Raw genomic sequence first — 24,638 nt, 5'->3', positions numbered from 1 at the left:
AGTACGTGACCCTGTCCTGCGCGCCTTCAGCCCGCCGGGCACGTCCCCGGCGTCGAGCACGAGCTCGACGCCGGGGACGTGGGGCCGCACCGCGGTCACGTCGGGACGACGATCAGACGGACGTGCGGGACCACTGCTGGTTGGTGCCGGTGTTGCACGTGTACTGCTTGATGATCACGCCGTCCGCGGTCGACGCGGCCGGGACGTCCACGCACTTGCCGCTGTGCCGTGCCCGGAGTTGGAAGTAGTCGCCGTTGGCGACCATCTGGAACTGCTGGTTGTTGCCGGTGCCGCAGGTGTACTGGGCGAGCTCGGCGCCGTCGGCGGTCGAGGCGCTCAGCACGTCGAGGCACTTCCCGCTGTGGCGGTTGACGATGCGCCAGTAGCCGCTGCCCGCGTCCTGGAATTGCCACTGCTGCCACGCGTTGCCGGCGTAGGTGTACTGGCCGACGCGTGCGCTGTTGTCGGTGGTCGCCTGTTGCAGGCCCATGGCCTTGCCGCTGTGGCGGACGGTGATCCGGTAGGCCGTGGGCGGCGGAGTCGTGGTGTTGTCGCCCCAGGCGTACCGGATCCGGTCGGCGCCGGAGGTGTTGCGGATGGTCAGGTTGAGGTTCGTGCCGCTGCCGCTCAGGGCGTACATCGAGTACCAGTCGTAACCGAGGTTGTCCTTGTACTTGCCACCGAGCGCGGGCCAGTAGGTGCCGCCCATCTGGTTGTCCCGCATGACCTGGGCCATGGCACGGATGTGGCGCACGAAGTTGTCGGTGCTGTTCGCGTCGCCGTAGTTCAGGCCGGTGGACATCGGCGCGCCGAACTCGGTCGCGACCGCGCGGGAGGCGCAGTTGCCCAGGCGCGTCTGGATGTGGCTGCGGAACTGGTCGTAGGTCATCGAGCCGTAGAAGAAGGCGTAGTGGTGGAAGGACAGCAGCGTCGAGTTGAAGCGGCTGTCGTTGCAGATGTCCCGCAGGTCCTGGCTGAAGCCGGTGCCGCCGATGAGCACCCGTCCGGGCACCGCCGAGGTGTGGTAGCTGAGCCAGTTCGCCGCGACGTTGCGCCAGTCCGCCGACGAGTAGCCGTGCGGCTCGTTCATCGGCTCGAAGTAGACGTTGCTGTTCGAGCCGTAGGTGTTGGTCACGCTGGACCACATCGTGTTCCACGCGGCCAGGTTGGTGATCCTGCCGCCGGAGGCGGCGCCGTCCTCCCAGTAGGCGAGGATGACCTTGAACCCGCGCTCGGTGGCGGCGTCGATGGCGCCGCGGTAAGCGTTCCACCAGGTCGTGTTGGCCACCGTGTGGGTGTTGATCGGCAGCCGGACGGTGTTGACCCCCATGGTGGCGGCCATGTCGTCGTAGAGGGCGTTGGCCTTGGCCCGCACGGTCGCGTTGCTGTCGGACTGGCTCAGGCCCTGCACGACGAGCGTGCCGGTGCTGAAGTTGTCACCCATCACGGCCCAGTTCATGCCGCGGAACTGGCTGGTGGCGGCGTTGGCCGTGGGTGTGGTCACGACCAGGCCGGTCGCCGCGGTGAGCGTGGTCACCGCGAGGGCGACCAGCGACCGGCGCAACGACCGGGTGCTCCGGGACGGTCCTGACGAGTGGCCGTCAGACGCCGTGGTCAATCTCATGAGATGTCCAATCACTAGATCTGCTGCACAGCGGTCCGACAGGTGCGATGCCCATGCCGCGGGCGTCCCACCTGCGTCACTAGGGTGGCTCGGTTCGGCTCAGACCTGGGTGCGGCTCCACTGCTGGTTGGTTCCGCTGCCGCAGGTGTGCTGCTGGATGTCGGCGCCGTCGCCGGTGCCGGAGGCGGCGACGTCGAGGCACTTGCCGCTGTGCCGCGCGACGATTCGGAAGGAGCTCCCGGTGGCCTGCCACTGCCATTGCTGGTTGGCGCCGCTGCCGCAGGTGTACTGGATGACGTTGGCCCCGTCGGCGGTGGAGCCGCTCGCCACGTCCAGGCACTTGCCGCTGTTCTGGTTGACGATGCGGAAGTAGCCGCCGCCGGCGTCCTGGAACTGCCACTTCTGGTTGCCGCCGCCGTTCCAGGTCCACTGCTTGACCTCGGCGTTGTCCGCGGTGGAGGCCGACACGACGTCCATCACCTTGCCGCTGTTGCGGTTGGTCACGCGGTGGGCCGGCGCCGTGCCGGGCACGTCGGCCACCGGCAGGATCGTGCCGTGGCGGCACCCGGGGCAGGTGATCTGGCTCAGGCCCGACCAGGAGTCCAGGTTCGAGCTGGTGGCCGTCCAGATGCCGCCGTTGGTGTACTTGTCGATCCAGATGCGCCAGGAGCCGTCGCTCATCCGCAGCACGGCCGGACCCTCGTAGCCCGAGCTCCACAACTGGCCGCGGTTGCCCCACCCGCCGGTGAGGCTCGTGCTGGTCCAGTGCTCGATGTACTTGGAGGTCTCGTTCTTGGTGAACGCGTGGTAGGTGCTGCCGGACTTCACCACGTAGGTGTCGATGTAGTTGTAGCCGAGGCCGCCCATCTGCACCGGCCCGCTCCAGGAGGTCAGCGCGCTGTTCTGGGCGGTGAAGACGTAGGGGCGGAAGCAGTTGGAGCACGTCGTCTGGGAGATGCTCACGATGATCCGAACGGTGCCGCCCTCGACGTAGAACTCGGGGGCCCACGTGAACCGCGTGTTGGCGACGCCGGAGTTGACGCTGGTCACGTGCGTCCAGTTGACCAGGTCCGGGCTGGAGGCGATGTTGAAGTGTGTTGAGTTCGTGGTCCACGACTGGACGGTGTGCGCGACGTAGTAGAGCCCGTTGTGCTGGATGACGCTGGGATCGCGCAGCACGCCGGACGGGCCGCGGTAGTCGGTGTCGGCCAGCACGCTGAAGTTCTTGCCGTCTGCCGAGGAGTAGACCCACAACTCCTGGTCAGCGGCGGCGTCACCCTTGAACGTGGTGTAGACGTAGCCGGGTGCGGCCTGTGCGGGTGGTGCGACGGCCACCGCCGTGGCGGCGACGGTGAGTGCCACGAGACCGAGTCGGGCCAGCCGGCGCCCGGCCTTCGGCTGTCTGTTCACGGATGATCTCCTCGCAGGTGAAGTGCCGGCGACCGTCGGCCTGGGACGGGGCGACCGCCGGGCAGGGCGCTGTGGTTGCCGGTCGGGCTGTCGCGCGGCTGCGGTCAGCGACGGGAGTCGCGCTGCGCCGGGGTCGCCGGGCGGCCCCGGGAACCCGAGGCTCGGGGCGGGTGCGCGCGGCACTGGGCGGTCGACATCGTCGTCTCCACTCGTGTGTCCGCCGACGTCGTCGGCGCAGGCGGCGGCTCTGCCCGGGATGCGGTGCGGCGGCCCTGTGGCGAGGGCGCCGGTTGGCGGTGTGACGGGCGCCACCGTTCGGTGTGAACGCTAACAGGACTCTGCCTACTCACTCAAGAGTGAACTGTGGGTTACAGGAATCAACAACGTGCCGGTTGTCGGACCGGCGGACGTCCAGGCCGGACGTCCACGGCGAAGACGGCGTCGGGGAAACGAGTGGCGGGGCACCCGCGACGCGTGGTGGGCTTCGACGGTGGTGGAGATCAGGTGGGAGCGGCCTCTTCACCAGGCCGGTTCCGGCGCCGACGTCGCTGTGGGTTCCGGCAGGCTGGTGGTCCACGAGCGGAACACGAGGCTGGTCTGCCTCGATCCGGAGGACGGGTCCGCGCGGTGGGACGTTCGGACCGGCAGGTGGTTGCGGGCGATGCCCGTGGCCGGGCAACGCGTGCTGGTGCTGCCGCAGGACGGCGAGTTGGCGTGCCTGGACCTCGCCACGGGGGAGGACGTCTGGAGGGTCGCTCTCCGTCGCTGGACCGGGCACCTCGTGGTCGATGGAGACCTGGTGCTCGTGGGCGGCTGGCGTGGGTACACCCCGTTGCGCGCGTTGGACATCGCCACGGGCCGGACCCTGTGGGAGACCGAGCACGACGTGCGCACGGTGTGGCCGGCCGCGGGAGGCGGTGGGTTCCTGATCGGTGAGCCCGGCGGTTCCCGGGTGCGGTTGATCGGGCGCCGTGACGGGCGGGAACTGCGCACCTGGTCGTTGCCGCACCCGCTCGCCGACTACGACCACGAGGTGGCTTTCACGGCGGTCGGGAATGATCGCTTCCTCGTCCGGTGCGGTGACGACGCCGTGGTGCGGGTCGCGCCCTCGGCGGGGACCGCGAGCGAACTGGTCCTGGCCGGGAGCCCACTCGTGTCCGTGGCGCCGCAGCACGTCGGTGGTCTGCTCTGGCTGAGGGAACGCGGGACCGGGTTCACCGTGGCAGATCCTCACGACGGCCGTGCGCTGTGGAGGACCGCCGTGCGGCAAGCCGCGTTCGGGCAGGTCATCGCCGAGGACTGGGGAAGTGGTGGCGGGTTCCTGCTCGCCGATGCCGGCGGCTCCCTGTTGTTCGTCGACTCCCGCGGTCGGGTCGTCGAGCGCGTCAAGATCACCCAACGGGTCCGCGCCCTGCGTCGTCTCGGTCCGGGCCGCGTGCTGGTGATCACGAAGGGAACGCTGCTCTCCGCCGCGGTCGAGGGTGCCGCGAACTCGGCAGCGGGCTGATCACTATCGGGACCGATGCCTCTCAAGTCCCGTGATCCGCGCACGCCGTGGACCGTGACCAGACCGGCGTCGGCCACCCGCCCAACGGCTGACCATCCGCGGCTGATTCCGGTCGAGATGGGGCAATCCGAGGGGTCGTTCGCCGCGAACACCTCGTGCGAACGCAACCACGCGCAGGCGGAGGAACGATCCCAGGCTGCCGCTGTGGGCGGCGATCGCGGCGGGTCTGCTCGCGGTGGTGGCGGCGCTGGCCGCCGGGCACCTCGTCGCCGCGCTCGTCGACCCGTTCGCCTCGCCGTTCCCGGCCGTGGGCGACACCGCGATCGACCTGACGCCGCACCCGGTGAAGGACTTCGCGATCCGCACGTTCGGCGAAAACGACAAGCTCGTCCTGCTGGCGGGCATGGCGTTCGTCATCGCGGGTGCGGCGGTCGTCGCCGGACTGCTGTCCCGTGGCAGCCCGCTGCCGGGAACGATCCTGGCGGGCGGGCTCGGCGTGGTCGGCATCGCGGCGGTGCTCGCCCGCCCCACGCTGGGCGCGACCGCCGTGCTCGCGCCGTTGACCAGCCTGGTCGTCGGTGTCCTGGTCTTCCGGTGGCTGCACCGGCTCGCCCGTCACCCGGCGGGCGAGCCTCCCGAGGACGCCACTGCGGACGGTGTCGGCACGCGTTCGGTGGACTGGCAGGTGCCCGGTCTGGGACGCCGCCGGTTCCTGGTCACCTCCACCGCCGTCGTGGCCGCGGCCGGGGCGACCGCCGCCGCGGGGCAGCTCATCGGCGGCCGGGTCGACGTGGAGGCCTCCCGCCGCTCCATCCGGCTCACCCCCGACGTGACCGCACCGCCGATCCCGGAGGGGGCGGACTTCGCCGGGGACGGAACACCGACCTTCATCACGCCGAACGCGGACTTCTACCGGGTGGACACCGCGTTGTCCGTGCCCAGGGTGCGGGCGCAGGACTGGCGCATGCGCGTGCACGGCATGGTCGACCGCGAGCTCGTCCTCACCTACGACGACCTGCTGACCAGGCCGCTGGTGGAGAAGACGATCAGCCTCTGCTGCGTGTCCAACGACGTCGGCGGGCCCTACATCTCCACCACCACCTTCATCGGCGTGTCCTGAGCGACGTCCTCGCCGAGGCGGGCATCCGACCGGGCTCGGACCAGCTCGCGACGCGCAGCGTGGACGGCTGGACCTGCGGCACCCCCGTCGAGGACGTCATGAGGCGCGGCAGCGACGCATTGTTGGCCCTCGGCATGAACGGCGAACCGCTCCCGGCCGAGCACGGCTTCCCCGTGCGCATGGTCGTGCCCGGTCTGTACGGGTTCGTCTCGGCGACCAAGTGGCTGGTCGACGCCGAACTCACCACCTTCGCCGACTTCGACGCCTACCGGGTCGAGCGCGACTGGGCACGCCGCGCCCCGATCAAGACCATGTCCCGCGTCGACCGGCCCAAGGCCTTCGAGCGGGTGCCCGCGGGCAGGTTCGTCGCCGCCGGGGTCGCCTGGGCCCAGCACAGGGGCGTCGACAAGGTCGAGGTCCGAGTCGACGGCGGCCCCTGGCAGGCGACGACCCTGAGCACGGAGGTCACCGTCGACACCTGGCGGATGTGGCGCGCTGAGCTCGACCTGCCCGCCGGCTCCCACACGCTGGAAGTGCGGGCCACCGACCGCACCGGCTGCACCCAGACCGGTGAACGGGCCGAACCGATCCCGGACGGCGCCGCCGGATGGCACACGATCGTGTTCACCGCCCGACCGTGACCCGTCCGAACACGACCGGCGCGAAGAACTCCCGACTTTTTTCTTCGGCTCGACCGATCCGGAGCCCTGACGGCGCCGAATCACCCATGACAAGCCGGGGAGCACCGTCCTGGCAACCGTCCTCAAAGGAGCGAACTCCCATGCGCAGCACCCGGCCCGCGTCCGCGATCGGCGTTCTCACCGCGGCCCTGATCGCCCTGACCGCCTGCGGCAGCGGCGACCAGGCAGCCTCCGACACCACGACCTCGGCCGCCGCCACGACCACTACCACCACGACCACCGGCAAGGCGATGAGCGACGGCGTCACCACGACCAGCGACGTGTTCGGCGCCGCCTGCGCCAACCTGCCGAAGGACACCGAGGGTTCGCTCGACGGCATGGTCGACGACCCGGTGGCCACCGCCGCGAGCAACAACCCGCTGCTCACCAAGCTCGTGGCCGCCGTCAAGGCCGCCGGTCTCGTCGACACCCTCAACAAGGCGGACGCCGGGTACACCGTGTTCGCGCCCTACGACCCCGCCTTCGACGCCCTCGGTGCGGACGCGCTCAACGCCGTGCTCGCCGACAAGCCCAAGCTGACCGGCATCCTGACCTACCACGTCGTGCCGCAGCGCATGGACAAGGACGGCGTCCTGTCCTCCGCCAGCCTGCCCACCGTCCAGGGCGGCACCCTCGAGGTGGAGGGCTCCGGCGACAACGTCACGGTCAACGGCGCCAAGGTGCTGTGCGGCAACATCCCGACCGCCAACGCCACCGTCTTCGTCATCGACGAGGTCATGATGCCCACCTCGTAGCGCCTTCGCCCGTCCTCAGAGGACTGCGACCGCCCGCCCGGTGGCCGCAGTCCTCTGAGGCCACGACCGCGACGGCCCGGAGCCCGGTCGGATCCGGGGTCCGGGCCGTTCGGCGGGGGTGGTCAGCCGGCGGCGAGTTCGGCGACCCGTCGCGCGCCGCACAGGTCCAGCGCTTCCTGCGCCGTCGAGGCGAGCCGCACCAGGCCGCGTTCCCCGCCGGAGATGAAGCCCTCGCGGGAACTGCGGTCCAGCAGCGCGCCCAGCGGGCGGTAGTAGCCGTCCACGTCCAGCAGCACCACGGGCTTGTCGTGCAGGCCGATCTTGACCCAGGTCAGCGCCTCGAACAGCTCGTCGAAGGTGCCGAAACCGCCGGGCAGGACGATGAACGCGTCCGCCAGCCGGTACATCAGGGACTTGCGCTCGTGCATGGTCTCCACGAGGTGGATCTCGTCGATGTCGGTCTTCACCGGGTCGTGCCGGGTCAGGTGGTGCGGGATGACGCCGGTGACGTGGGCGCCCGCGGTGAGCGCGCCGTCGGCCACCGCGCCCATCAGCCCGCCCGCGCTGCCGCCGTACACCAGGCCGATGCCGCGCCTGCCCAGCTCGGCGCCCAGGTCGGCCGCACGGGCCAGGTAGGCGCCGCCGCGACCGGGGTTGGCGCCGCAGAACACCGCGATCCTCTGTGGACTGGTCATGGTCTCCTCCTCGTGGCTCATGGCCGCGCCACCCCGAGCACGGTGCGCAGCAGCGTGTCCGCGCCCGCGACCAGGTGGGTGTCGTCGGTGTCTTCGTGGGGTGCGTGGCTGATCCCGTCCCGGCTCGGCACGAAGATCATCCCGATCGGCGCGAGGGCCGCGACCACCTGCGCGTCGTGGCCCGCCCCGCTGTCCAGGGCGGCGTGCCGCAGGCCGAGGCCCTCGGCGGCGTCGGCGATGGCGCGGCTCAGCGCGCCGTCGGTGGCGACCGGCTGGGTGATCCGGGCGGGCAGCACCTCGATCTCGGTGTCGGTCGCCTCGGCGAGCTGGGCCAGCTCGGTGGTGATCGCCAGTTCGGCGGCGCGCAGCCGGTCCGCGCGGCCGTCGCGGATCTCGGCGGTGAGCCGCGCGGTGCCGGGGATCACGTTGGTGGTGCCCGGGTCCACGCTGATCCGGCCCACGGTGGACACCCGGCACAGGTCGCGGGTGCGGGCCAGCTTCTCGATGGCCAGCACCGCCCGCGCGGCCACGGTCAGCGCGTCGCGGCGGGCCCACATCGGCGTGGTGCCGGCGTGGTCCTGGTCGCCGCGCACGGTGATGTCCAGGATGGTGCGGCCGGTGATGGCCTGCACCACGCCGATGGGGACGCCCGCCTGCTCCAGCACGGGGCCCTGCTCGATGTGCAGCTCCAGGTAGCCCGCGACGGAACCGGCGGGCCACGCCGCGTCCGCGATGGCGTCCAGGTCGCCGCCGGCGGCGCGCAGGGCGTCCGGCAGCGCCACGCCGTTCGCGGTCATCCGCCGGGCGTGGTCGGTGTCCACCCGGCCGACCAGGCCGAGGGAACCGAAGAACGGGTAGGGGAAGAACGCTCCCTCCTCGTTGGTGAACGCCACCGCGACCGGCTCGTAGGCCAGCTCGACGTCGTGCGCGGCCAGCACGCGCAGCACCTCGCACGCGGCCATCACGCCGTAGGTGCCGTCCAGCCGGCCGCCGTCGACCACGGTGTCGATGTGCGAGCCCATGAGCAGCACCGGCCGGTCCGGGCGGACCGCGCCGGGCCGCCGGACGACGAGGTTGCCCGCCTCGTCGGTGCGGGCCACCAGCCCGTCGCGGCGGCACTGCTCGGCGAGGTGGGCGCGGGCCGCGGTCTCCTCGGGGGTGAGCCCGAGCCGGGTGATCCCCCGCCCCGGCCGGGCGCCGATGCGGGAGATCGCGGCCAACCGGCGCAGCAGCAGCGCACCGTCGACGTGCAACTCGTCATCGGGCCACGGCCACGCGGCCGGGCGCACTGATCCTTCGGCGGGAATGCTCATGGGACTTCGACCTGCCTTCGACGGGGGCCGGACCGGCTGGGTGACACCGTCGCCGGATCCACGGGATTGCCACCACTCAACCGCCCGGTCCTATCGAACCGGCATCGGTGGCCGATCGACGCCGGCCGGGCGATAGCGGCGGGATAGGACCGCGGTAAACCGCCGTCGGAACCTGGTGTCCCCGGCACGACGGCGAGAGGCGGAGACCGTGTCCGACAGCGAGGCGACCTTCAAGGTCGTGGTGAACCACGAGGAGCAGTACTCGATCTGGCCGGCCGGTCGGGACGTCCCGGCCGGCTGGCGCGACGGCGGCGCGGCGGGCACCCGCGAGGAGTGCCTGGGGCACATCGAGCGGGTGTGGACCGACATGCGCCCGCTCAGCCTGCGCACGCGGTCCGGTGGCTGAGCCGTGCCCGCGTTCGGCGACGTGGTCGAGGCGTACCGCATCCCCGTGGTGGTGCGCCTGACGGACAACCTCTACGCGTTGGCCTACCGGCTGATGAAGATGGTGCCCGCGCGGCACATCATGCGGCAGGCGGCCGACCAGGGCCTGCTGGAGGCGGGCGCGACGGTCGTGGAGACCACCTCCGGCACGTTCGGGCTCGCGCTGGCCATGGAGTGCGCGATCACCGACCGGCCGCTGGTGCTGGTCAGCGACCCGGTGATCGACGCGCCCCTGCAACGCAGGCTGGAAGACCTCGGCGCGACCGTGGACATCGTCCGCGAACGCGCGCCCGGCGGCGGCTACCAGGCGACTCGGCTGGCCAGGGTGGCGGAGCTGATGGCCGCGCTGCCGTCGGCGTTCTGCCCCGAGCAGTACACCAACCCGGCCAACCCGGCGTCCTACGCGCTGGTGGCCGACCTGCTCGCCGACCAGCTCGGCCAGGTGGACTGCCTGGTCGGCCCGGTCGGGTCGGGCGGCTCGATGTGCGGCACGGCGAGCGCGCTGCGCGAGGCGTACCCGGACCTGCGGGCCATCGGCGTGGACACCCACCGCAGCGTGCTGTTCGGCCAGCCCGACGGGCTGCGGGCGCTGCGCGGGCTGGGCAACAGCCTGGTGCCCGCGAACCTGGACCACCGGCAGTTCGACGAGGTGCACTGGGTCGACGCGGGCCGTGCCTACGCCGCCACCAGGGACCTGCACCGCAGGCACGCCCTGTTCATGGGGCCGACCAGCGGCGCGTCCTACCTGGCCGGCGCGTGGTGGGCGGCGCGCAACCCGGACGCGCTGACCGTCGTGGTGCTGCCCGACGAGGGGTTCCGCTACCTCGACACGGTGTACGACGACGCGTGGCTGACGGCGGGCGGCTGGTCCGCCGACGCTCCCGGCGGCCGGCCGGTGACCGTGGGCACGGCCGCGGACGGGGTGGACGGCTGGTCCCGACTGCTGTGGGGACGACGTTCGCTGGCCGAGGTCGTCGGCGCGGACCTGGCGGGAGTGGCGTGATGGACGTGCCACTGGCCGTCGCGCCACCGCCCTCCGCGGTGGACACCGGGCGGGTGGACACCGGACGGGTGGTCGGCCGGCTCGGCGCGCGCAGCTCGCGCATCGTGTTCGGCGCCACCGCGGACGCCGGGATCGACGCCGAACTGCCCTGGGTCAGCACGATCGACCAGGCGCACCTGCTCATGCTCGCCGCCCGCGGGCTGATCGCGCCGGCGTCAGCCGCCGCGCTGCTGGTCGAGATCGACCGGCTGCGCGGCGACGGGTTCGCGCCGCTGCGCGGACGGCCCGCGGCGCGCGGGGCGTACCTGCTGTACGAGGAGCACCTGATCGGGCTGCTCGGCCCCGCCGTCGGCGGCGTCCTGCACACCGGGCGCTCGCGCAACGACCTGAAGGCCACGGTGCACCAGTTGCGGGCCCGTGAGCAGGTGGCCGCGGTGCTGAGCGGGTTGCTGCGGCTCCAGGCCGTGCTGCTGGCCGCCGCACGGCGGCACCGGACCACGGTGATGCCCGCGTTCAGCCAGTACCAGCCCGCCGTGCCGGTCAGCTACGGCTGGTACCTGCTGGGCATCGCGGAGGCGCTGGACGAGGACATCACCGGCGTGTGGCACGCCGCCCGGTCGCTGCGCCGGTGCCCGCTGGGCGCGGCGGCGGGCGCGGGCACCGACGTGCCGGTCGACCCGGCGCACACCGCGCGGCTGCTCGGGTTCGACGAGCCGGTGGAGCACGCGGGCTACTCCGTCGCCTCCCGCGACGGGCTGGTCCGGCTGCTGTCGGCGGGCGCGCTGGCCGGGCTGACGCTGTCCCGGCTGGCCGCCGACCTCCAGCTGTGGAGCACGCCCGAGTTCGGCCTGGTCGACTTCCCCGACAGCCTGGTCGGCTCCAGCTCCGCCATGCCGCAGAAGCGCAACCCGTTCCTGCTGGAGCACATCAAGGGCGGCGCCGGCGCGCTGATCGGCGCGTGGACGGCGGCGGCGAGCGTCACGCGCGCGGTGCCGTTCGGCAACTCGGTGGAGGCGACCACGGACGCAGTCGCGCCGATCTGGCCCGCGCTCGGGCAGCTCGTCGACGTGCTCGGGCTCGCGCTGTCCGTCGTGGCCGGCGCGCGGCCGAGGGCGGACGCGATGCTCGCCGACGCCGATCGCGGCGGCACGGTGGCGACCGCGCTGGCCAACCGCCTGGTCGCCGCCGGGGTGCCGTTCCGGGTCGCGCACCGCGCGGTCGGCCGGCTGATCACCGGGCTGGCGGGCGGCGGTCCGGTGTCCGGGTCCGCGATGGTGGCGGCCTCGGCCGACCTGGACCGGGTCCTGCGCGACGAGGGCTTCCCGGTGGACCTGGGCGCGGTGCTCACCGGGTTGGACCCCGCCGCGGTGTGCGCGGCGACCGACTTCGGCGGCGGGCCCGGCCCGCGCTCGTTCGACCGGGCCCACGCGCGGCTGCTGGCCGACTGGCGGGACCGGGTGCGGGACGCGCGGGGCTGGGCGGCCCGGGTGCGGGCCGCGGCCGACGAGCGGTCGGCCGCGGTGCGCGCGTTGGTCGCCGGGGAGGGGCGGTGAGCGCGGGTCGGTTGGCGCTGGTGGAGAGCAACACCACCGGCACCGGCCGCGACTTCGCGGTGGCCGCCGGACGGCTCGGCCTGCGCCCGGTGCTGCTCACCAAGGGGGAGCGGCACTACCCGTACGCGGCCGAGCTGGACCTGGACGTGCTGCTGGTGGACACCGGCTCACCCGACGCCGTGCGGACCGCGTGCGCGGCGTTGCCGGGGTTGCGCGGTGTCACCAGCAGCAGCGAGTACTTCATCGGCGTGGCGGCTGCCGTGGCCCGGGACCTGGGGCTGCCCGGCGTCGACCCGGACGGGATCGCCGTCTGCCGCGACAAGGTGGCCGCCCGGGAGCGGTTGAGCCACCTCGGTGCGCCGGACTTCGCCGGGTGCCGGACGCCCGCCGAAGCGGTCGCGGCGGCCCGCGCGTTCGGCCCGGTGGTGGTCAAACCGGGCCGCGGTTCGGGCTCGTGCGGTGTCCGCGCGTGCGCCGATCCCGAGGAGGCCGGGCGCTGGGCCGCCCGGCTGTTCGCCGACGGCGCGGCGGAGGTGCTGGTGGAGCGGGAGATCACCGGTCCCGAGTTCTCGGTGGAGGTGGTGGCCGGCGAGCTCGTCGGCGTGACCGCCAAGCACCTCGGGCCGAAGCCGCACTTCGTCGAGCACGGGCACGACTTCCCCGCGCCCGTGCCCCGGTCGACGACGGTCGCGCTGGGCTCGGCCGCGCTGGCGGCGCTGGACGCGTGCGGCCTGCCGGACGGCACCGCGCACGTCGAGTTCCGCTGGGCGGGCGGCCGACCGTGGCTGATCGAGGTCAACCCGCGGCTGGCGGGCGGCCTCATCCCGCGCCTCGTGCGGCACGCGTCGGGACGGGACCTGGTCGCGGAGGTGGTCGCCCACGCCGCCGGCCTGACACCGCCGTCCGCGTCGGCGCCCACGGCCCCGGCTCACGCCTCGATCCGCTTCCTGGTGCCGCCCGCGGGCATGGTGACCTCGGTGTCCGGTGTGGACGACGCGCGCCGCGCTCCGGGCGTGACCGAAGCCGTGTGCACGGCGACACCGGGGGAGCGGCTGACCCCCGACCACAGCTTCACCGACCGCCGTGGCCACGTCATCGCCGTGGGCGCGACGGCGGCGCAGGCCATCGCGCGGGCGGAATCGGCGCACGCGCGCATCCGGATCGCGACCGCACCGATCACGGTGCCGGCCACCCGTTGAGGAGAGGACGCGCCATGCCGAGTTCGATCGTGGAGCTGCGCAGCGACACCTTCACCACCCCGACCCCGGCGATGCTGGCCGCGATGGTCGGCGCGCCGCTGGGCGACGACGTCTACGGCGAGGACCCGACCGTGGCCCGGCTGGAGGAGCGGTCGGCGGACCTGCTCGGCAAGCAGGCCGCCTGCCTGCTGCCCAGCGGCACCATGGCCAACCTCGCCGCGATCATGGCCCACGCGCCGCGCGGCACGGGTGTGCTGGCCGCCCGGGACTCGGACATCTACGCCTACGAGGCCCACGGCGTCTCCGTGCTCGGCGGGCTCGCGCTGCACCCGGTCGAGACCGACGAGCACGGCCGTCCGCGGCCGGACTCCCTGCTCGCCGCGCTGCCGGAGGACGCCGACGACCCGCAGTTCGCGGTGCCGGCGGTGGTGTGCGTGGAGAACACGGCCAACCGGGCGGGCGGGGTCGCGCTGACCGCCGCGGAACTGGCGACCGTCGCCGACTTCGCCACCGCGCACGGGATGAAGTTCCACCTGGACGGCGCGCGGATCTTCAACGCCGCCGTCGCGCTCGGCGTGAAGCCGGCGGAGCTGGTCCGGCGGGCCGACTCGGTGCAGTTCTGCCTGTCCAAGGGGCTGTCGGCGCCGATCGGGTCGGTGGTGGTGGGCTCGGCGGACTTCGTGGCCGCCGTCCGCAGGCTCCGCAAGATGCTCGGCGGCGGGATGCGGCAGGCGGGCGTGCTCGCGGCGGCCGGCCTGGTCGCGCTCGACACCGGGATCGACCGGCTGGCCGAGGACCACGCCAATGCCCGTGCGCTGGCCGAGGGCCTGGCCGCCGTGCCCGACGTCGAGGTCGACCCGGTCCGGGTGCGCACCAACATGGTCCGGTTCCGGCTGCTCGGGGCGTCGCTGCCGCACGCCGCGCTCATCGAGCTGGCCGCGCGGGACGGCGTCCGACTGGCCGAGCTGGGTCGTGGCACGCTCCGCGCCGTCACCCACCGCGGTGTGGACGCCGCCGACGTGTCGCGCGCGGTGTCCACCATCGCGGCGATCGTGCGGGAGCACTCGCCCGTCGCGGTCTGACCGCGCACCCGCGAAGAGGCCGGTGGTCCGCGGACCACCGGCCTCTTCGCTGTCGTGTTGTCGGGTGCGAGCCGCCGGCCGCCGTGCGCCACCGAGTCGGCCCGCTGCCCGTCAGCCCTTCGTGCCCACCGGCACGGGCGGTTCGCCGACCACCACCGGCGCCTGCCGCGCCGACGCCCGCAGGGTGAGGGCGGCCCCCGCCAGCAGGAGCACCGCGCCCACCGCGAACAGCAGTTGGTAGCCCAGCACGGTGAGCAGGCCGCTGCCCAGCGCGACCGACAGCGCCAACGGCGCGGACACCGCCAGGTCGGCCGCGGAGAACACCCGGCCCTGGAGGTTCTTCGGCGTGTTCGTCTGCAGGTAGGTGATCAGACCCACGCCCGCCAGCGGCAGGCAGACCCCGGCGACCGCCATCGACACCAGCACCACCGGCAGCGACGGCACGGCCAGCAGCACCAGGCTCGCCGCGTACCCGGCGAGGCCGAGCCGCACCAGCCGCAGCTCGCCGAGGCGTCGGTTGAGCCGGCCCGCGAACGGCCCGATCAGCACCGCCGCCGCGCCCTGCACCACGCCCGTGATGCCGACGAACGCCGGGTCGAGGCCGAGCCCGTCGCCGATGGCCGAGAAGATGCCCGACTCGCCGAACCCGTACGCCAGCGCGGCCACCCCGAACCCGAGCACCAGCCAGCGCATCACGCGGTGGTCGGCCACGTACCGGACGCCCTGCGCGATGTCCGCCCCGAACGCCCGGCCGCTGGGCTCCGGCCGCTCCTCCCGCACCCGCATCCGCAACAGGAACGCCACCGCGGCGAGGAAGGTCAGCGCGTCCAGCACGATCACCGCGGGCGCGCCGAGCCAGACGAACAGCCCAGCCCCGACCAGGGGCGCGACGATCCGCAGCGCCTCCCTGGTCGAGCGCAGCAACCCGTTGGCCTCGGCCAGCCGGTCGGCGGGCAGCACGTCGGCGATCAGCGCGGACTGCGCCGACCCGATCACCTTGTTCACCACGCCGTAGGCGAACATCACCACGTAGACGAGCCACACGTCCTCGGCGCCGTCCACCAGCAGCAGCGGCAGCACCACCGCCGCGCCCACCAGGTTCGCCGCCACCAGGAGCCGGGACCGGCGCACCCGGTCCACCACCGCGCCGAGCACGGGCGCGGCCAGCGCGGCGGCGGAGAAGAAGAACATCACCAGCCCGGCCTCCGCCGAACTGCCGGTCAGCGTCTTCACCCAGATGGCGAGCGCCAGCCACAGCGCCGAGTCGCCGAGCCCGGACAACGACTGGCCGACCAGGTAGAGCCGGACCACGCGGTCGCGCAGCACGCTAGTCATGGATGATCTCCAAGTCCGCGACGCCCATCTCGGCGTGCACCTCGCGCAGGAACTCGCGTCCCACGTCGCCGTTGGTCATGACCACCAGACCCGCCTCCGTCTCCCAGTCGAACGTGGTCAAGCACTTGTAGCCCGGCGTCTCGCCGCCGTGCCCGATGCGGGTACGGCCGCCGAGGCGGAACACGAACACGCCGAGCCCGTAGCCGGAACCCATGCCCGGCGTGCCCATCTGCCCGCCGAGCGCGGCCGGCAGCAGCGACGACCGGCCGTGCGCGGCCCGGTGCACCTCGAGCGTGATCCGGGCCAGGTCGGTCGCGGTGGTCCACAACCCGGCCGCCGCGTGTTCGGGCAGCACCCGCCACCCGCGGGGGTACGCCTCGCCGGTCGCCCGGTGCCCGGTGGCCACGTCGGCCCGGCCGGCCACGAACTCCGCCCCGTAGCCGCTGGCGCGCAGCCCGAGCGGGGCGAGCACCAGGTCGCGGGCCGCCACGGCGAACGACGTGCCGGCGACGTCCTCGACGAGCTGCTGGAGCACGGTGTAGTGGCTGCCCGAGTAGCGGTACCGCTCGCCGGGCGGCAGCTCGGCGCGCACCGCGGGCGTGGTGACCCGCGCGGAACCGGACAGCACCTCCGAGAGCGGCGGCACCGGACCGTCCGGCGGGTAGCCCGAGTAGTCGTGGAACGTCAGCCCACCGGTGTGGTCGAGCAGTTGCCGCACGGTCACCGGCGACCCGACCCGCCAGCCGCGCAGGTACGCGTCGGCCGGTGCGTCCAGCTCGACCAGCCCCGCGTCGACCAGCCGGAGCGCGGTCAGCGCGGCGACCTGCTTGCTCGCCGAACCCGCCTGGAACACCGTGCCGGGCGTGACCGGGGCGGACTCGCCGCGACGCAGCACGCCGTGCGCGAACGCCCGCACCGGTTCGCCGCCGACCACCACGGCGGCGCTCAGGCCGGGCAGCGCCCGGCGGGCGGCGGGCACCAGCAGGACCGGCGCGCCCGGGAACACCCGGGTCGCCACCGGGTCGGCCGGGGGCGCCGGCAGGGCCGCCAGCAGCCGCAGGTGGTCGAGCACCGCGTCGGCGAGGCGGCGCACGGTCGTCCCGTCGTGCCGGGCGGTGGAGGACTTCCACGTCACGTGCAGGCCGTCCGCGTCCAGCGCGGCGTCCACTTCGAGCAGGTACGGCCGCACGCCCTCGGGCGAGCGCGCCACCCCGGTCGGCCCGTCGACCGGCCGCAGGAACTCGCGCGTCCCCCCGGTGTGCCGACCGTGGTAGTTCAGCACGAGCTGCGCGGCCTGGCGCCCGCCGGACAGCCCGTAGCCGATGCCGTGGTCGGGCACGCCGCGCAACTGCTCGGCGACCACGGCCAGGTCGGTCGCGGCGTCGCCCGTCAGCTCCACCAGCACCGGCTGCACGGCGGTGAACCAGCCGACCGTGCGGGACAGGTCCACGTCGGCGAACAGCGGCTCACGGCCGTGGCGCTCGACGTCGACCAGGGCGGTCCGCCGTCCCGTCCAGTCGGCCAGTGCGCGGGACACCGAGGCCAGCAGCAGGTCTTCCACCCGGTGCGGCGAGCCGGTCACCAGCCCGGCAGGCACGCTGGTGGTGAACTCGACCGCAGATCCCTCGGTGTGGTCGCCGGCCACGTGGTCGACCGGCAGGCCGGCGGCGGCGGCGAAGTCCAGCCCTCGCCAGTACGCGGCCTCGCCCGCGAACTCGTCGCCGGTGGCGTGCGCGGCCAGCTTGGACGCCCAGTGCTGCACCGACGTGGTCTTGGCCGGCAGGGCGGCCGGTTCGCCGTCGCGCAGCCGCCGGTAGGCGGTGGTGAGGTCGTCGAGCAGGATGCCCCACGACACGGTGTCCACGGCCAGGTGGTGGATCACCAGCAGCAGCCGGTCACCGCCCTCCCCGCGGCACAGCACCGCCCGCAGCAGCGGACCGTCGGCGAGGCTCAGCCCGCGGTGGGCCTCGTCCGCCGCGTCGGCCAGCCCGTCGTCGGCGACCACCCGCACCTCGGGTGCGTCGGTCACGTCGGCGAGCCGCTGCTCCCAGCCGTGCTCACCGCGGGTGAGCCGCAGCCGCAGCGCGTCGTGGTGCCCGACGAGCACCGCCAGCGCGGACCGCAGCACGTCGGGGTCGAGGCGTTCGTCGGCGGCCAGCAGGGCGCTCTGGTTGTAGTGGTCGTGCGGCCAGTCCAGTTCGGTGAACCAGCGCTGGACCGGGGTCGGCGCCACCGGCCCGGTGATCACGCCCTGGTCCGCGTGCACCGCCACGGCGGCCCGCGCGTCCAGGTCGTCCACGGCGAGGCCGGCGATCGTCGGGTGGTCCATCAGGCGGCGCGGGCTGATCGGGATCCCCGCCTGCCGCGCCCGGGACACGATCCGGATCGCCAACACCGAGTCGCCGCCGAGGTCGAACAGGTTGTCGTGCACGCCGACCCGGTCCACGCCGAGCACGTCGGCCCAGATGTCGGCCATCGTCTGCTCCCGGCCGCTGCGCGGCGGCAGGAACCCGGCGGGCGCGGTCGTCACCACGGCGGGCGCGGTGTCCGGCGCGCTCGGGGCGAGCAGGGCGGGCAACTCGCCCAAGGTCCGCTCGTCCTCGGCGACCAGGGCCCGCAGCACCGCCAGGCAGTCCTCGGCGAACCGCCGGGCCGTTCCCGCGCGGTACCGGTCGCGCTGGTGGTTGAGCTGGAGTTGCAGGCCGTCGCGCAGGATGGCGTCCAGCACCAGCGGGTAGCCGGTGTCGAGGGCCTCGGTGGACGCGATCGCGGCCACGTCGGACGGCAGGGCCTGCGTGCCGTAGCGCTCGTTGTGGAACACCACGATGCTGTCGAACAGCCGCCGTGCCCGGTCGGCGAAGCCGGCCTGCCTGCGGACCTCGGTCATCGTGCAGTGCTCGTGCTCGCGCAGCTCCACCAACTGCTCGTGCACGCCGCGCAGCCAGCCGCCGACCGGGACCGCGCCGTCCAGGCGTACCCGCAGCGGCAGGGTGTTCATCACCATGCCGACCACGTCCTGCACCTCGGGCGCGGACCGCCCGGTCACGGTGGAGCCGAACAGCACGTCGGACCGGCCGCTGTGGTGGCCCAGCACCAACGCCCACGCGGCGTGCACCAGCGCGCCCGCAGTGACGCGGTGGCGCCGGGTCGTCCGGTGCACGGCGGCCACGAGGTCCGCCGGCGCGTCGACGACCACGATGCCGTTGCCGGTCCGGCTGTCCCCGGCCTGCTCGTCCTCGACCGGACCCGCGTCGACCGGATCGGCCGCGGGCAGCGGGGTCGGCTCGGTGAACCCGGCGAGCACGCCCGCCCAGTGCCGGGCGTCGGCGTCGCGGTCACGGCCGGCGAGCCAGGCCAGGTAGTCGCGGTACGGCGTCGGTTCGGGCAGCTCCGGTGGCGCGCCGCTGTCCCGCAGCGCCCGGTACGCCGCGTGCGCCTCGCGGAACACCGCGGTCGCGCTCCAGCCGTCCAGCACGATGTGGTGCGTGCGCCACAGCAGTTCCGCGCTGCGGTCGCCGGTGCGGATGAGGGTGAGCCGCATCGGCGGTGCCGCGGACAGGTCGAACGGCGTGCGCTGCTGCGCGGTCATCAGCTCGCGGAGGCGGTCAGGGCGAACGGCTGCGGGCAGGCCGCGCCAGTCGAGCACGGACAATTGCACGTCCTCGGCGCGCAGCACCACCTGGTGCGGCTCGGCCAGGCCCTGCCAGACGAACGCGGTGCGCAGCGCGGCGTGCCGTCGCGCGACCAGTCGCCAGGCCTGTTCCCAGCGCGCCGCGTCCGGGTCCTCGTCCAGGTGGAAGCCGAACACCTGCACGTACGCGCTGTCCTCGCCGATGGAGTGCACCAGGATGCCGGTCTGGAGGGCGGACAGCGGGTAGGCGTCGGCCACCGCGTCGGCGCCGAAGCGGGCGTGCAGCAGCGCCATCACGTCGCCGTCGGGTCCGGTCGTGTCGGCTCGGGCCGCTCCGGTGGCGCCCGCGCTCGTCACGGAGGCCAGCGCGGCGATCGTCGGGTGGCTGAACACGTGACCGGGCCGCAGCAGGAGACCGGCGTCCCGGGCCCGCGCCACGACCTGCATGGCGAGGATGGAGTCGCCGCCCCACTCCACGAAGTCGTCGTGCGGCCCGATGCCGGGCACGCCGAGCACGTCGGCCCAGATCGCGGTGAGGATGCGCTCCGCTTCGGCGGACCTCGGTCCGACCGGCGCCCGTGCCGGCTCGACCCGGGTCGCCACGACCGGTGCGGCGGACGACGCGAGCACCTCGTCCGGCGACGCCCCGGCCACCAGCCGGGCCAGCACCTCGCGGTACTCGGCGAGCAACGCCGCGCTGTCCGCCGCGGTCACCCGCTCCGGGTCGGCGAACAGCGACACCTCGACCGCGTCGCGGTCCGCGACGTCGAGCACCAGCGGGTGACCGGACCGGCCGTGGTCGTGCGCGACCTCGCTCAGCACCGCGCCCGACAGCTCCACCCGCCCGGTGGGGACGTTGTCGAACACCACGATGCTGTCGAACAACGACCGCCCGGCGGGCACGCCGCTGTGCCGCCGCACGTCGCCCGGCACGCTGTGCTCGAACGGCCGCAGCGCCCACTGCTCGGCGCGCAGCCGGTGCAGCCAGTCGCCGGTGGTCTCGCCGAGGGCGAACCGCACGCGGGTCGGCACGGTGTTCATCAGCATGCCGACCGCGCGGTCCAGGTCGGGCAGGTCCGCCGACCGCCCGGCGACCACCGTGCCGAACACGACGTCGCGCCGACCGCTCGCGCGGGCCAGCACCAGACCCCACGCGCCCTGCATCAACCCGCCGAGCGTGCCGCGGTGGCGACGGGCCAGCGCGCGCAGCGCCGCACTGTCCTCATCGGACAGCACGACCCGGTCTTCGCGCGGCGACGGCCGCTTCGTGGTCGCGGGTTCGGGTCCGACCGCCGGGATCGGCGTCGGTTCGGTGAAGCCCGCCAGGGCGTCGCGCCAGTAAGCGGCCTCTTCGGCCCGGTCGCGGCCGGCCAGCCAGGCGAGGTGGGGCAACGAGTCCACCGGTTCGGGCAGCTCGGGCGCCGGCGCGCCGACGGAGAACGCGCGGTAGAGGGCGACCAGCTCGCCCAGCACGATCGGCATGCTCCAGCCGTCCAGCAGGGCGTGGTGCAGCACCCACACCACGTGGTGCGCGTGCTCGGCCACGCGGACCAGGTGCACCCGCACCGGCGGCCGGTCCTCGGCGAACCCGCGCGACCGCTCGGCGCGCAGCAGCCCGGCGAGCCGTTCGGCCGGTGGTTCGGGGTGCGGGTCCCGCCAGTCGTGGCGCTCCACCGCGAGCACCGCGTGCGGGTGCACCACCTGCACGGGGTGCGGCAGGTCGCGCCAGTGCAGCGAGGTCCGCAGCGCGGCGTGCCGATCGGCCACCGCCCGCCACGCCCGCGCCATCGCGTCGTGGTCGAGGTCGCCGTCGAAGGTGAGCACGAACTGCTCCAGGTAGTCGCCGGACTCGGGGTCGGCCACCGCGCTGAGCAGCATCCCGGCCTGCAACGGCGACAACCGGTGCACCGCGCCGAGCTCGGCCAGCGCCGCCGCGCCGGGCACCGGGTCCAGCCCGGTCGGCGCCGCACCACCCGCCGGAACGTTCTCGTCCACCGCGCGGTCGGCTCCCGACACATCACCGGGGTCGATCGCGCGCGCCAGTTCGGCGATCGTCTGGTGGCGGAACAGCGCGCCCACCGACATCGCCAGGCCGGCCCGCCGCGCCCGGGCCGCGACCCGGATCGCGAGCACCGAATCGCCGCCCACCTCGAAGAAGTTCTCCCGCACGCCGACCGACCGGCCGAGCACCTCGCGCCACACAGCGGCCAGCAGGTGCTCCACGGGAGTGCGCGCCGCGTCGTCCCCGGCGCGGGTCGCGGCGGCTGAACCCGGCGCGGGCAGCGCGGTGCGGTCCACCTTGCCCGCACTGGTCAACGGCATCCGGTCGAGCACGACGAACACCGACGGCACCATGTAGTCCGGCAGCACCTCGGCCAGGAACGCGCGCAGCTCGGCCGGCGTCGGGGGAGCGGTCCGGTCCGCCGCGACCAGGTAGCCGACCAGCCGCTTGTGGCCACCAGCCCCGGTGACCGCCGCGGCCACCGCGTCCACCACGCCGGGGTGCAGGCCCAACCGCGCCTCGACCTCGCCCAGCTCGATGCGGTAGCCGCGCACCTTCACCTGGAAGTCGGTGCGCCCCAGGAAGTCCAGCTCGCCGTCCGGGCGGTAGCGGGCCAGGTCGCCGGTGCGGTACAGCCGGTCGCCGGGCGCGCCGAAGGGGTCGGGCACGAACTTCTCCGCGGTCAGCGCGGCCCGGTGCAGGTAACCGCGGGCCACGCCGATGCCGCCTATGTACAGCTCGCCGACCACGCCGACCGGCATCGGGTTCAGGCCGCTGTCCAGCACGTACATCCGGATGTTGTCGATGGGCCTGCCGATGGGCACCGACCGCGACGGGTCGAAGTCGTCCTCGATCACGTGCACCGAGCAGCCGACGACGGTCTCGGTCGGGCCGTACTCGTTGATGATCCGGGCGTTCGGCGCGACCTGCCGCCAGCCCGCCACGGTCTCCGGCCGGACCTCGTCCGCGCCGACCACGAACGTGCGCACGGACCGCACCGAACCCGGGTCGAGCATCCCGCGCAGCACGTCCAGGTGCCCGGGGGTGATCTTGAGCAGGCTAAAGTCGCCCGGCTCGGCCAGCACTCCGGCCAACGTCTCCAGGCTGCGGTCCGGCGGCAGCAGCGTCACGCACCGGCCGCCGACCAGCGGCAGCCAGAAGTTCGGTACCGACAGGTCGAACGCGATGGAGCCGAGCATCGGCGCGCCCCGCTCGCCCTCCAGGCCGTAGCCGGTGATCGCCCAGTGCAGGTAGTTGACCACGCCGACGTGCGGCACCAGCACGCCCTTGGGCTTGCCCGTCGAGCCGGACGTGTACATGACGTAGAGCAGGTTCCCGGCGTCGGACAGCGGCTGCGGCGCGCTGCGCGGTCGGGCGTCGATCTCCGGCCAGTCCTCGTCCACCAGCACGTACCGGCCGGCGAACGCCGCCGGGACGGCCGACCGCAGCGCGGCCGTGGTGACCACGATCGGCGCGGCGGTGTCGGTGAGGATCCACTCCAGCCGGGCGCTGGGCAGGGCGGCGTCCAGCGGCACGTAGGCCGCACCCGCCTTCAGGATGCCCAGCAGCGCCACGAACATCTCGGTCGAGTGGCCGACGCACGCCGCCACCAGGGACTCCCGGCCGACGCCCATCGCCCGCAGGTGGTGCGCGAGCTGGTTGGCCCGCTCGTCCAGCTCCCGGTACGTCACGGCGCCGCCGTCCACGGCGCGGACCGCCACCCGGTCGGGCTCCTCCCGGGCCCACCGCTCGAACAGCCCGTGCACGGTGGCGTCGTCGGGGAACACCGCCTCGGTGTCGTTCCACCCCCGCACGGCGCGGTCGCGCTCGGCCGGGGTGAGCACGTCCAGGTCGGCGAGCGGGCGGTCGGGCGTCGAGACGGCGCGGCCGATCAGCTCGGTCAGGTGGTCGAGCAGCCGCCGCGCGGTCGCGTCCTCGTACAGGCCCCGCGCGTAGGTCAGGACCAGCTCGACGCAGTCCGGCCTGGTGATCGCGAACAGGGTCAGGTCGACCTTGGCGTGGCCGTCGTCCACCGGGACCGGCTCGACCACCAACCCGGCGAACCGCCACGGCGTCGCGCCCGCCTCGAACGCCTGGAACAGCACCTGGAACACCGGGTTGTGCTCGGCGCTGCGCTCCACCCGCAGGTCGGCGACCACCTGGTCGAACGGCACGTCGGAGTGGGCCAGCGCGTCGAGCACCGAGCGGTTCACCCGGCGCGCCGACTCGGCCGCGGTCGGGTCGCCGGTCAGGTCGACCGGGATGGCCACGGTGTTGGCGAACAACCCGACCAGCGGCTCGGTCTGCGGCGTCGGCCGGCCCGCGACCAGGGAGCCGATCGCGAACCTCGGCTGCCCGGTGTAGCGGTGCAGCAGGCCGGCGAACAGCGCCAGCACCGTGCTGAACACGGTCGTGCCCGAGGCGGCGGCGAGCCGGTGCACGCCCGCGGAGGTCTCGGCGGAGAGCCGGGCTCGGATCGTGGCGCCGCGGTGGTCGGCGACGTCGCGGGCCCGGTCGGTCGGCAGCTCCAGCACGGGCGCGGCTCCGTCCAGCGCGGCGCGCCAGTGGTCGAGCTGGCGGCGGCCCAGCGGCCCGGCCACCCGTTCGGCCTGCCACCGCCCGTAGTCCGAGTAACGGACGTCCAGCTCGAGGAGCGAGGGCGTGCCGCCGGTGTGGAACGCCTTGTAGAGCGCGGTCAGCTCGCGGGCCAGGATGCCTCCGGACCACTCGTCCACCAGCAGGTGGTGCGCCCGGATCACCAGCAGGTGCTCCTCGTCGTCCCCGGAGACCGGCACCAGCACCGCGCCGAACAGCGGCCCGGCGGCCAGGTCGAACGGGACGCGGGCGAGCGCCGCGGCCAGGGCGAGCGCGCCGTCGCGGTCGTGCGGCTCCTCGACCCGCAGCAGGTCCGCCGACACGTCGCCGAGCACCTGCACCGGACCGTCCTCGCCCTCCGGGTAGGCGCTGCGCAGCACCTCGTGCCGGTGCACCAGGGCGGCGAACGCGGCGGCCAACGCGCTTCGGTCCACCGCACCGCGCAGCCACAGGGACCATTGGACGCCGTACACGGCGTTGTCGGTCAGGAGTTGGTTGGCGAGCCACATCCCGTGCTGCACCGGGGAGAGGGCGGTCGGCCCGTCACCGGTGAGCCGGCCGATCTCCGGCCGGTCCGGTGCGCCGGCCGACGCACGGCCGCGCAACCGCTGCTCGATCAACCGCTGCTTCGCCGTGCTCATCGCGCCCGGCCGCACTGCTTCGGTGGTCATCGTGGTTCCCGTCGGGTCT

13 protein-coding genes and 1 pseudogene are annotated in these 24,638 nt (G+C 73.9%); 8 read left to right on the top strand and 6 right to left on the bottom strand.

The genetic code is table 11. The features are described 5' to 3' along the window. Nucleotides 1-112: 112 nt before the first annotated feature. Nucleotides 113-1,624, bottom strand: a complete 1,512-nt coding sequence (locus tag AB0H12_RS21920; RefSeq protein ID WP_499624717.1) for an RICIN domain-containing protein — start codon at nt 1,622-1,624, stop codon at nt 113-115. Between the two features lie 99 nt (nt 1,625-1,723). Beyond that, nucleotides 1,724-3,034: an RICIN domain-containing protein gene (locus tag AB0H12_RS21915; RefSeq protein ID WP_499624716.1), complete on the bottom strand. Its 1,311-nt coding sequence runs from the start codon at nt 3,032-3,034 to the stop codon at nt 1,724-1,726. Between the two features lie 490 nt (nt 3,035-3,524). On the opposite strand from AB0H12_RS21915, the gene AB0H12_RS21910 reads away from it, so the two are divergent. From AB0H12_RS21910 to AB0H12_RS21900, 3 genes and pseudogenes are all read left to right on the top strand, one after another. Beyond that, a complete protein-coding gene (locus tag AB0H12_RS21910) occupies nt 3,525-4,541 on the top strand; it encodes an outer membrane protein assembly factor BamB family protein (RefSeq protein WP_499624715.1) in 1,017 nt (338 codons plus the stop codon). Nucleotides 4,542-4,737: 196 nt separating this feature from the next. Then, a pseudogene (locus tag AB0H12_RS21905) lies at nt 4,738-6,302 on the top strand (molybdopterin-dependent oxidoreductase). A gap of 140 nt (nt 6,303-6,442) precedes the next feature. Beyond that, nucleotides 6,443-7,096 carry a fasciclin domain-containing protein gene (locus AB0H12_RS21900; RefSeq protein WP_499624714.1) on the top strand — a complete coding sequence of 218 codons (654 nt, stop codon included), beginning with the start codon at nt 6,443-6,445 and terminating at the stop codon, nt 7,094-7,096. 122 nt (nt 7,097-7,218) lie between these two features. Here AB0H12_RS21900 and AB0H12_RS21895 read toward each other — a convergent pair whose 3' ends face one another. Together AB0H12_RS21895 and AB0H12_RS21890 are read right to left on the bottom strand one after the other, a co-directional pair. Beyond that, nucleotides 7,219-7,791 (bottom strand): LOG family protein, encoded by a 573-nt coding sequence (locus AB0H12_RS21895; RefSeq protein WP_499624713.1) that lies wholly within the window; start codon nt 7,789-7,791, stop codon nt 7,219-7,221. 17 nt (nt 7,792-7,808) lie between these two features. Beyond that, a complete protein-coding gene (locus AB0H12_RS21890) occupies nt 7,809-9,104 on the bottom strand; it encodes a Zn-dependent hydrolase (protein WP_499624712.1) in 1,296 nt (431 codons plus the stop codon). 208 nt (nt 9,105-9,312) lie between these two features. Here AB0H12_RS21890 and AB0H12_RS21885 point away from each other — a divergent pair, with 208 nt between their 5' ends. The 5 genes from AB0H12_RS21885 to AB0H12_RS21865 are packed head-to-tail and all read left to right on the top strand — an operon-like array spanning nt 9,313 to nt 14,385. After that, complete coding sequence (locus AB0H12_RS21885; RefSeq protein ID WP_499624711.1) at nt 9,313-9,510, top strand: MbtH family protein; 198 nt, start codon at nt 9,313-9,315, stop codon at nt 9,508-9,510. Between the two features lie 3 nt (nt 9,511-9,513). Next, entirely contained in the window at nt 9,514-10,551 is a 1,038-nt protein-coding gene (locus AB0H12_RS21880) for a cysteine synthase family protein (protein ID WP_499624710.1), read from the top strand. Next, nucleotides 10,551-12,104 carry an argininosuccinate lyase gene (locus AB0H12_RS21875; RefSeq protein ID WP_499624709.1) on the top strand — a complete coding sequence of 518 codons (1,554 nt, stop codon included), beginning with the start codon at nt 10,551-10,553 and terminating at the stop codon, nt 12,102-12,104. The genes AB0H12_RS21880 and AB0H12_RS21875 overlap by 1 nt, the downstream gene beginning before the upstream one ends. Beyond that, nucleotides 12,101-13,303, top strand: coding sequence for an ATP-grasp domain-containing protein (locus AB0H12_RS21870; RefSeq protein ID WP_499624708.1), 1,203 nt, complete (start codon nt 12,101-12,103; stop codon nt 13,301-13,303). Before AB0H12_RS21875 ends, AB0H12_RS21870 begins: the two co-directional genes overlap by 4 nt. 14 nt (nt 13,304-13,317) lie before the next feature. Then, nucleotides 13,318-14,385 carry a GntG family PLP-dependent aldolase gene (locus tag AB0H12_RS21865; RefSeq protein ID WP_499624707.1) on the top strand — a complete coding sequence of 356 codons (1,068 nt, stop codon included), beginning with the start codon at nt 13,318-13,320 and terminating at the stop codon, nt 14,383-14,385. Between the two features lie 111 nt (nt 14,386-14,496). Here the strand turns inward: AB0H12_RS21865 and AB0H12_RS21860 are convergent, their stop codons facing one another. Continuing rightward, complete coding sequence (locus tag AB0H12_RS21860; RefSeq protein ID WP_499624706.1) at nt 14,497-15,720, bottom strand: MFS transporter; 1,224 nt, start codon at nt 15,718-15,720, stop codon at nt 14,497-14,499. After that, the gene (locus AB0H12_RS21855) at nt 15,713-24,619 is read right to left on the bottom strand and encodes a non-ribosomal peptide synthetase (protein WP_499624705.1); all 8,907 of its coding nucleotides are present in this window, start codon (nt 24,617-24,619) and stop codon (nt 15,713-15,715) included. Before AB0H12_RS21855 ends, AB0H12_RS21860 begins: the two co-directional genes overlap by 8 nt. Nucleotides 24,620-24,638 lie beyond the last annotated feature (19 nt).

Origin of the sequence: Actinosynnema sp. NPDC023794 (assembly GCF_040639675.1) — a bacterium.
In the GTDB taxonomy this organism is placed as follows: Bacteria; Actinomycetota; Actinomycetes; order Mycobacteriales; family Pseudonocardiaceae; genus Actinosynnema; species Actinosynnema luteola.
Note: the sequence above shows the minus strand (reverse complement) of the source record. Positions and strands in the feature narration are given on the sequence as shown.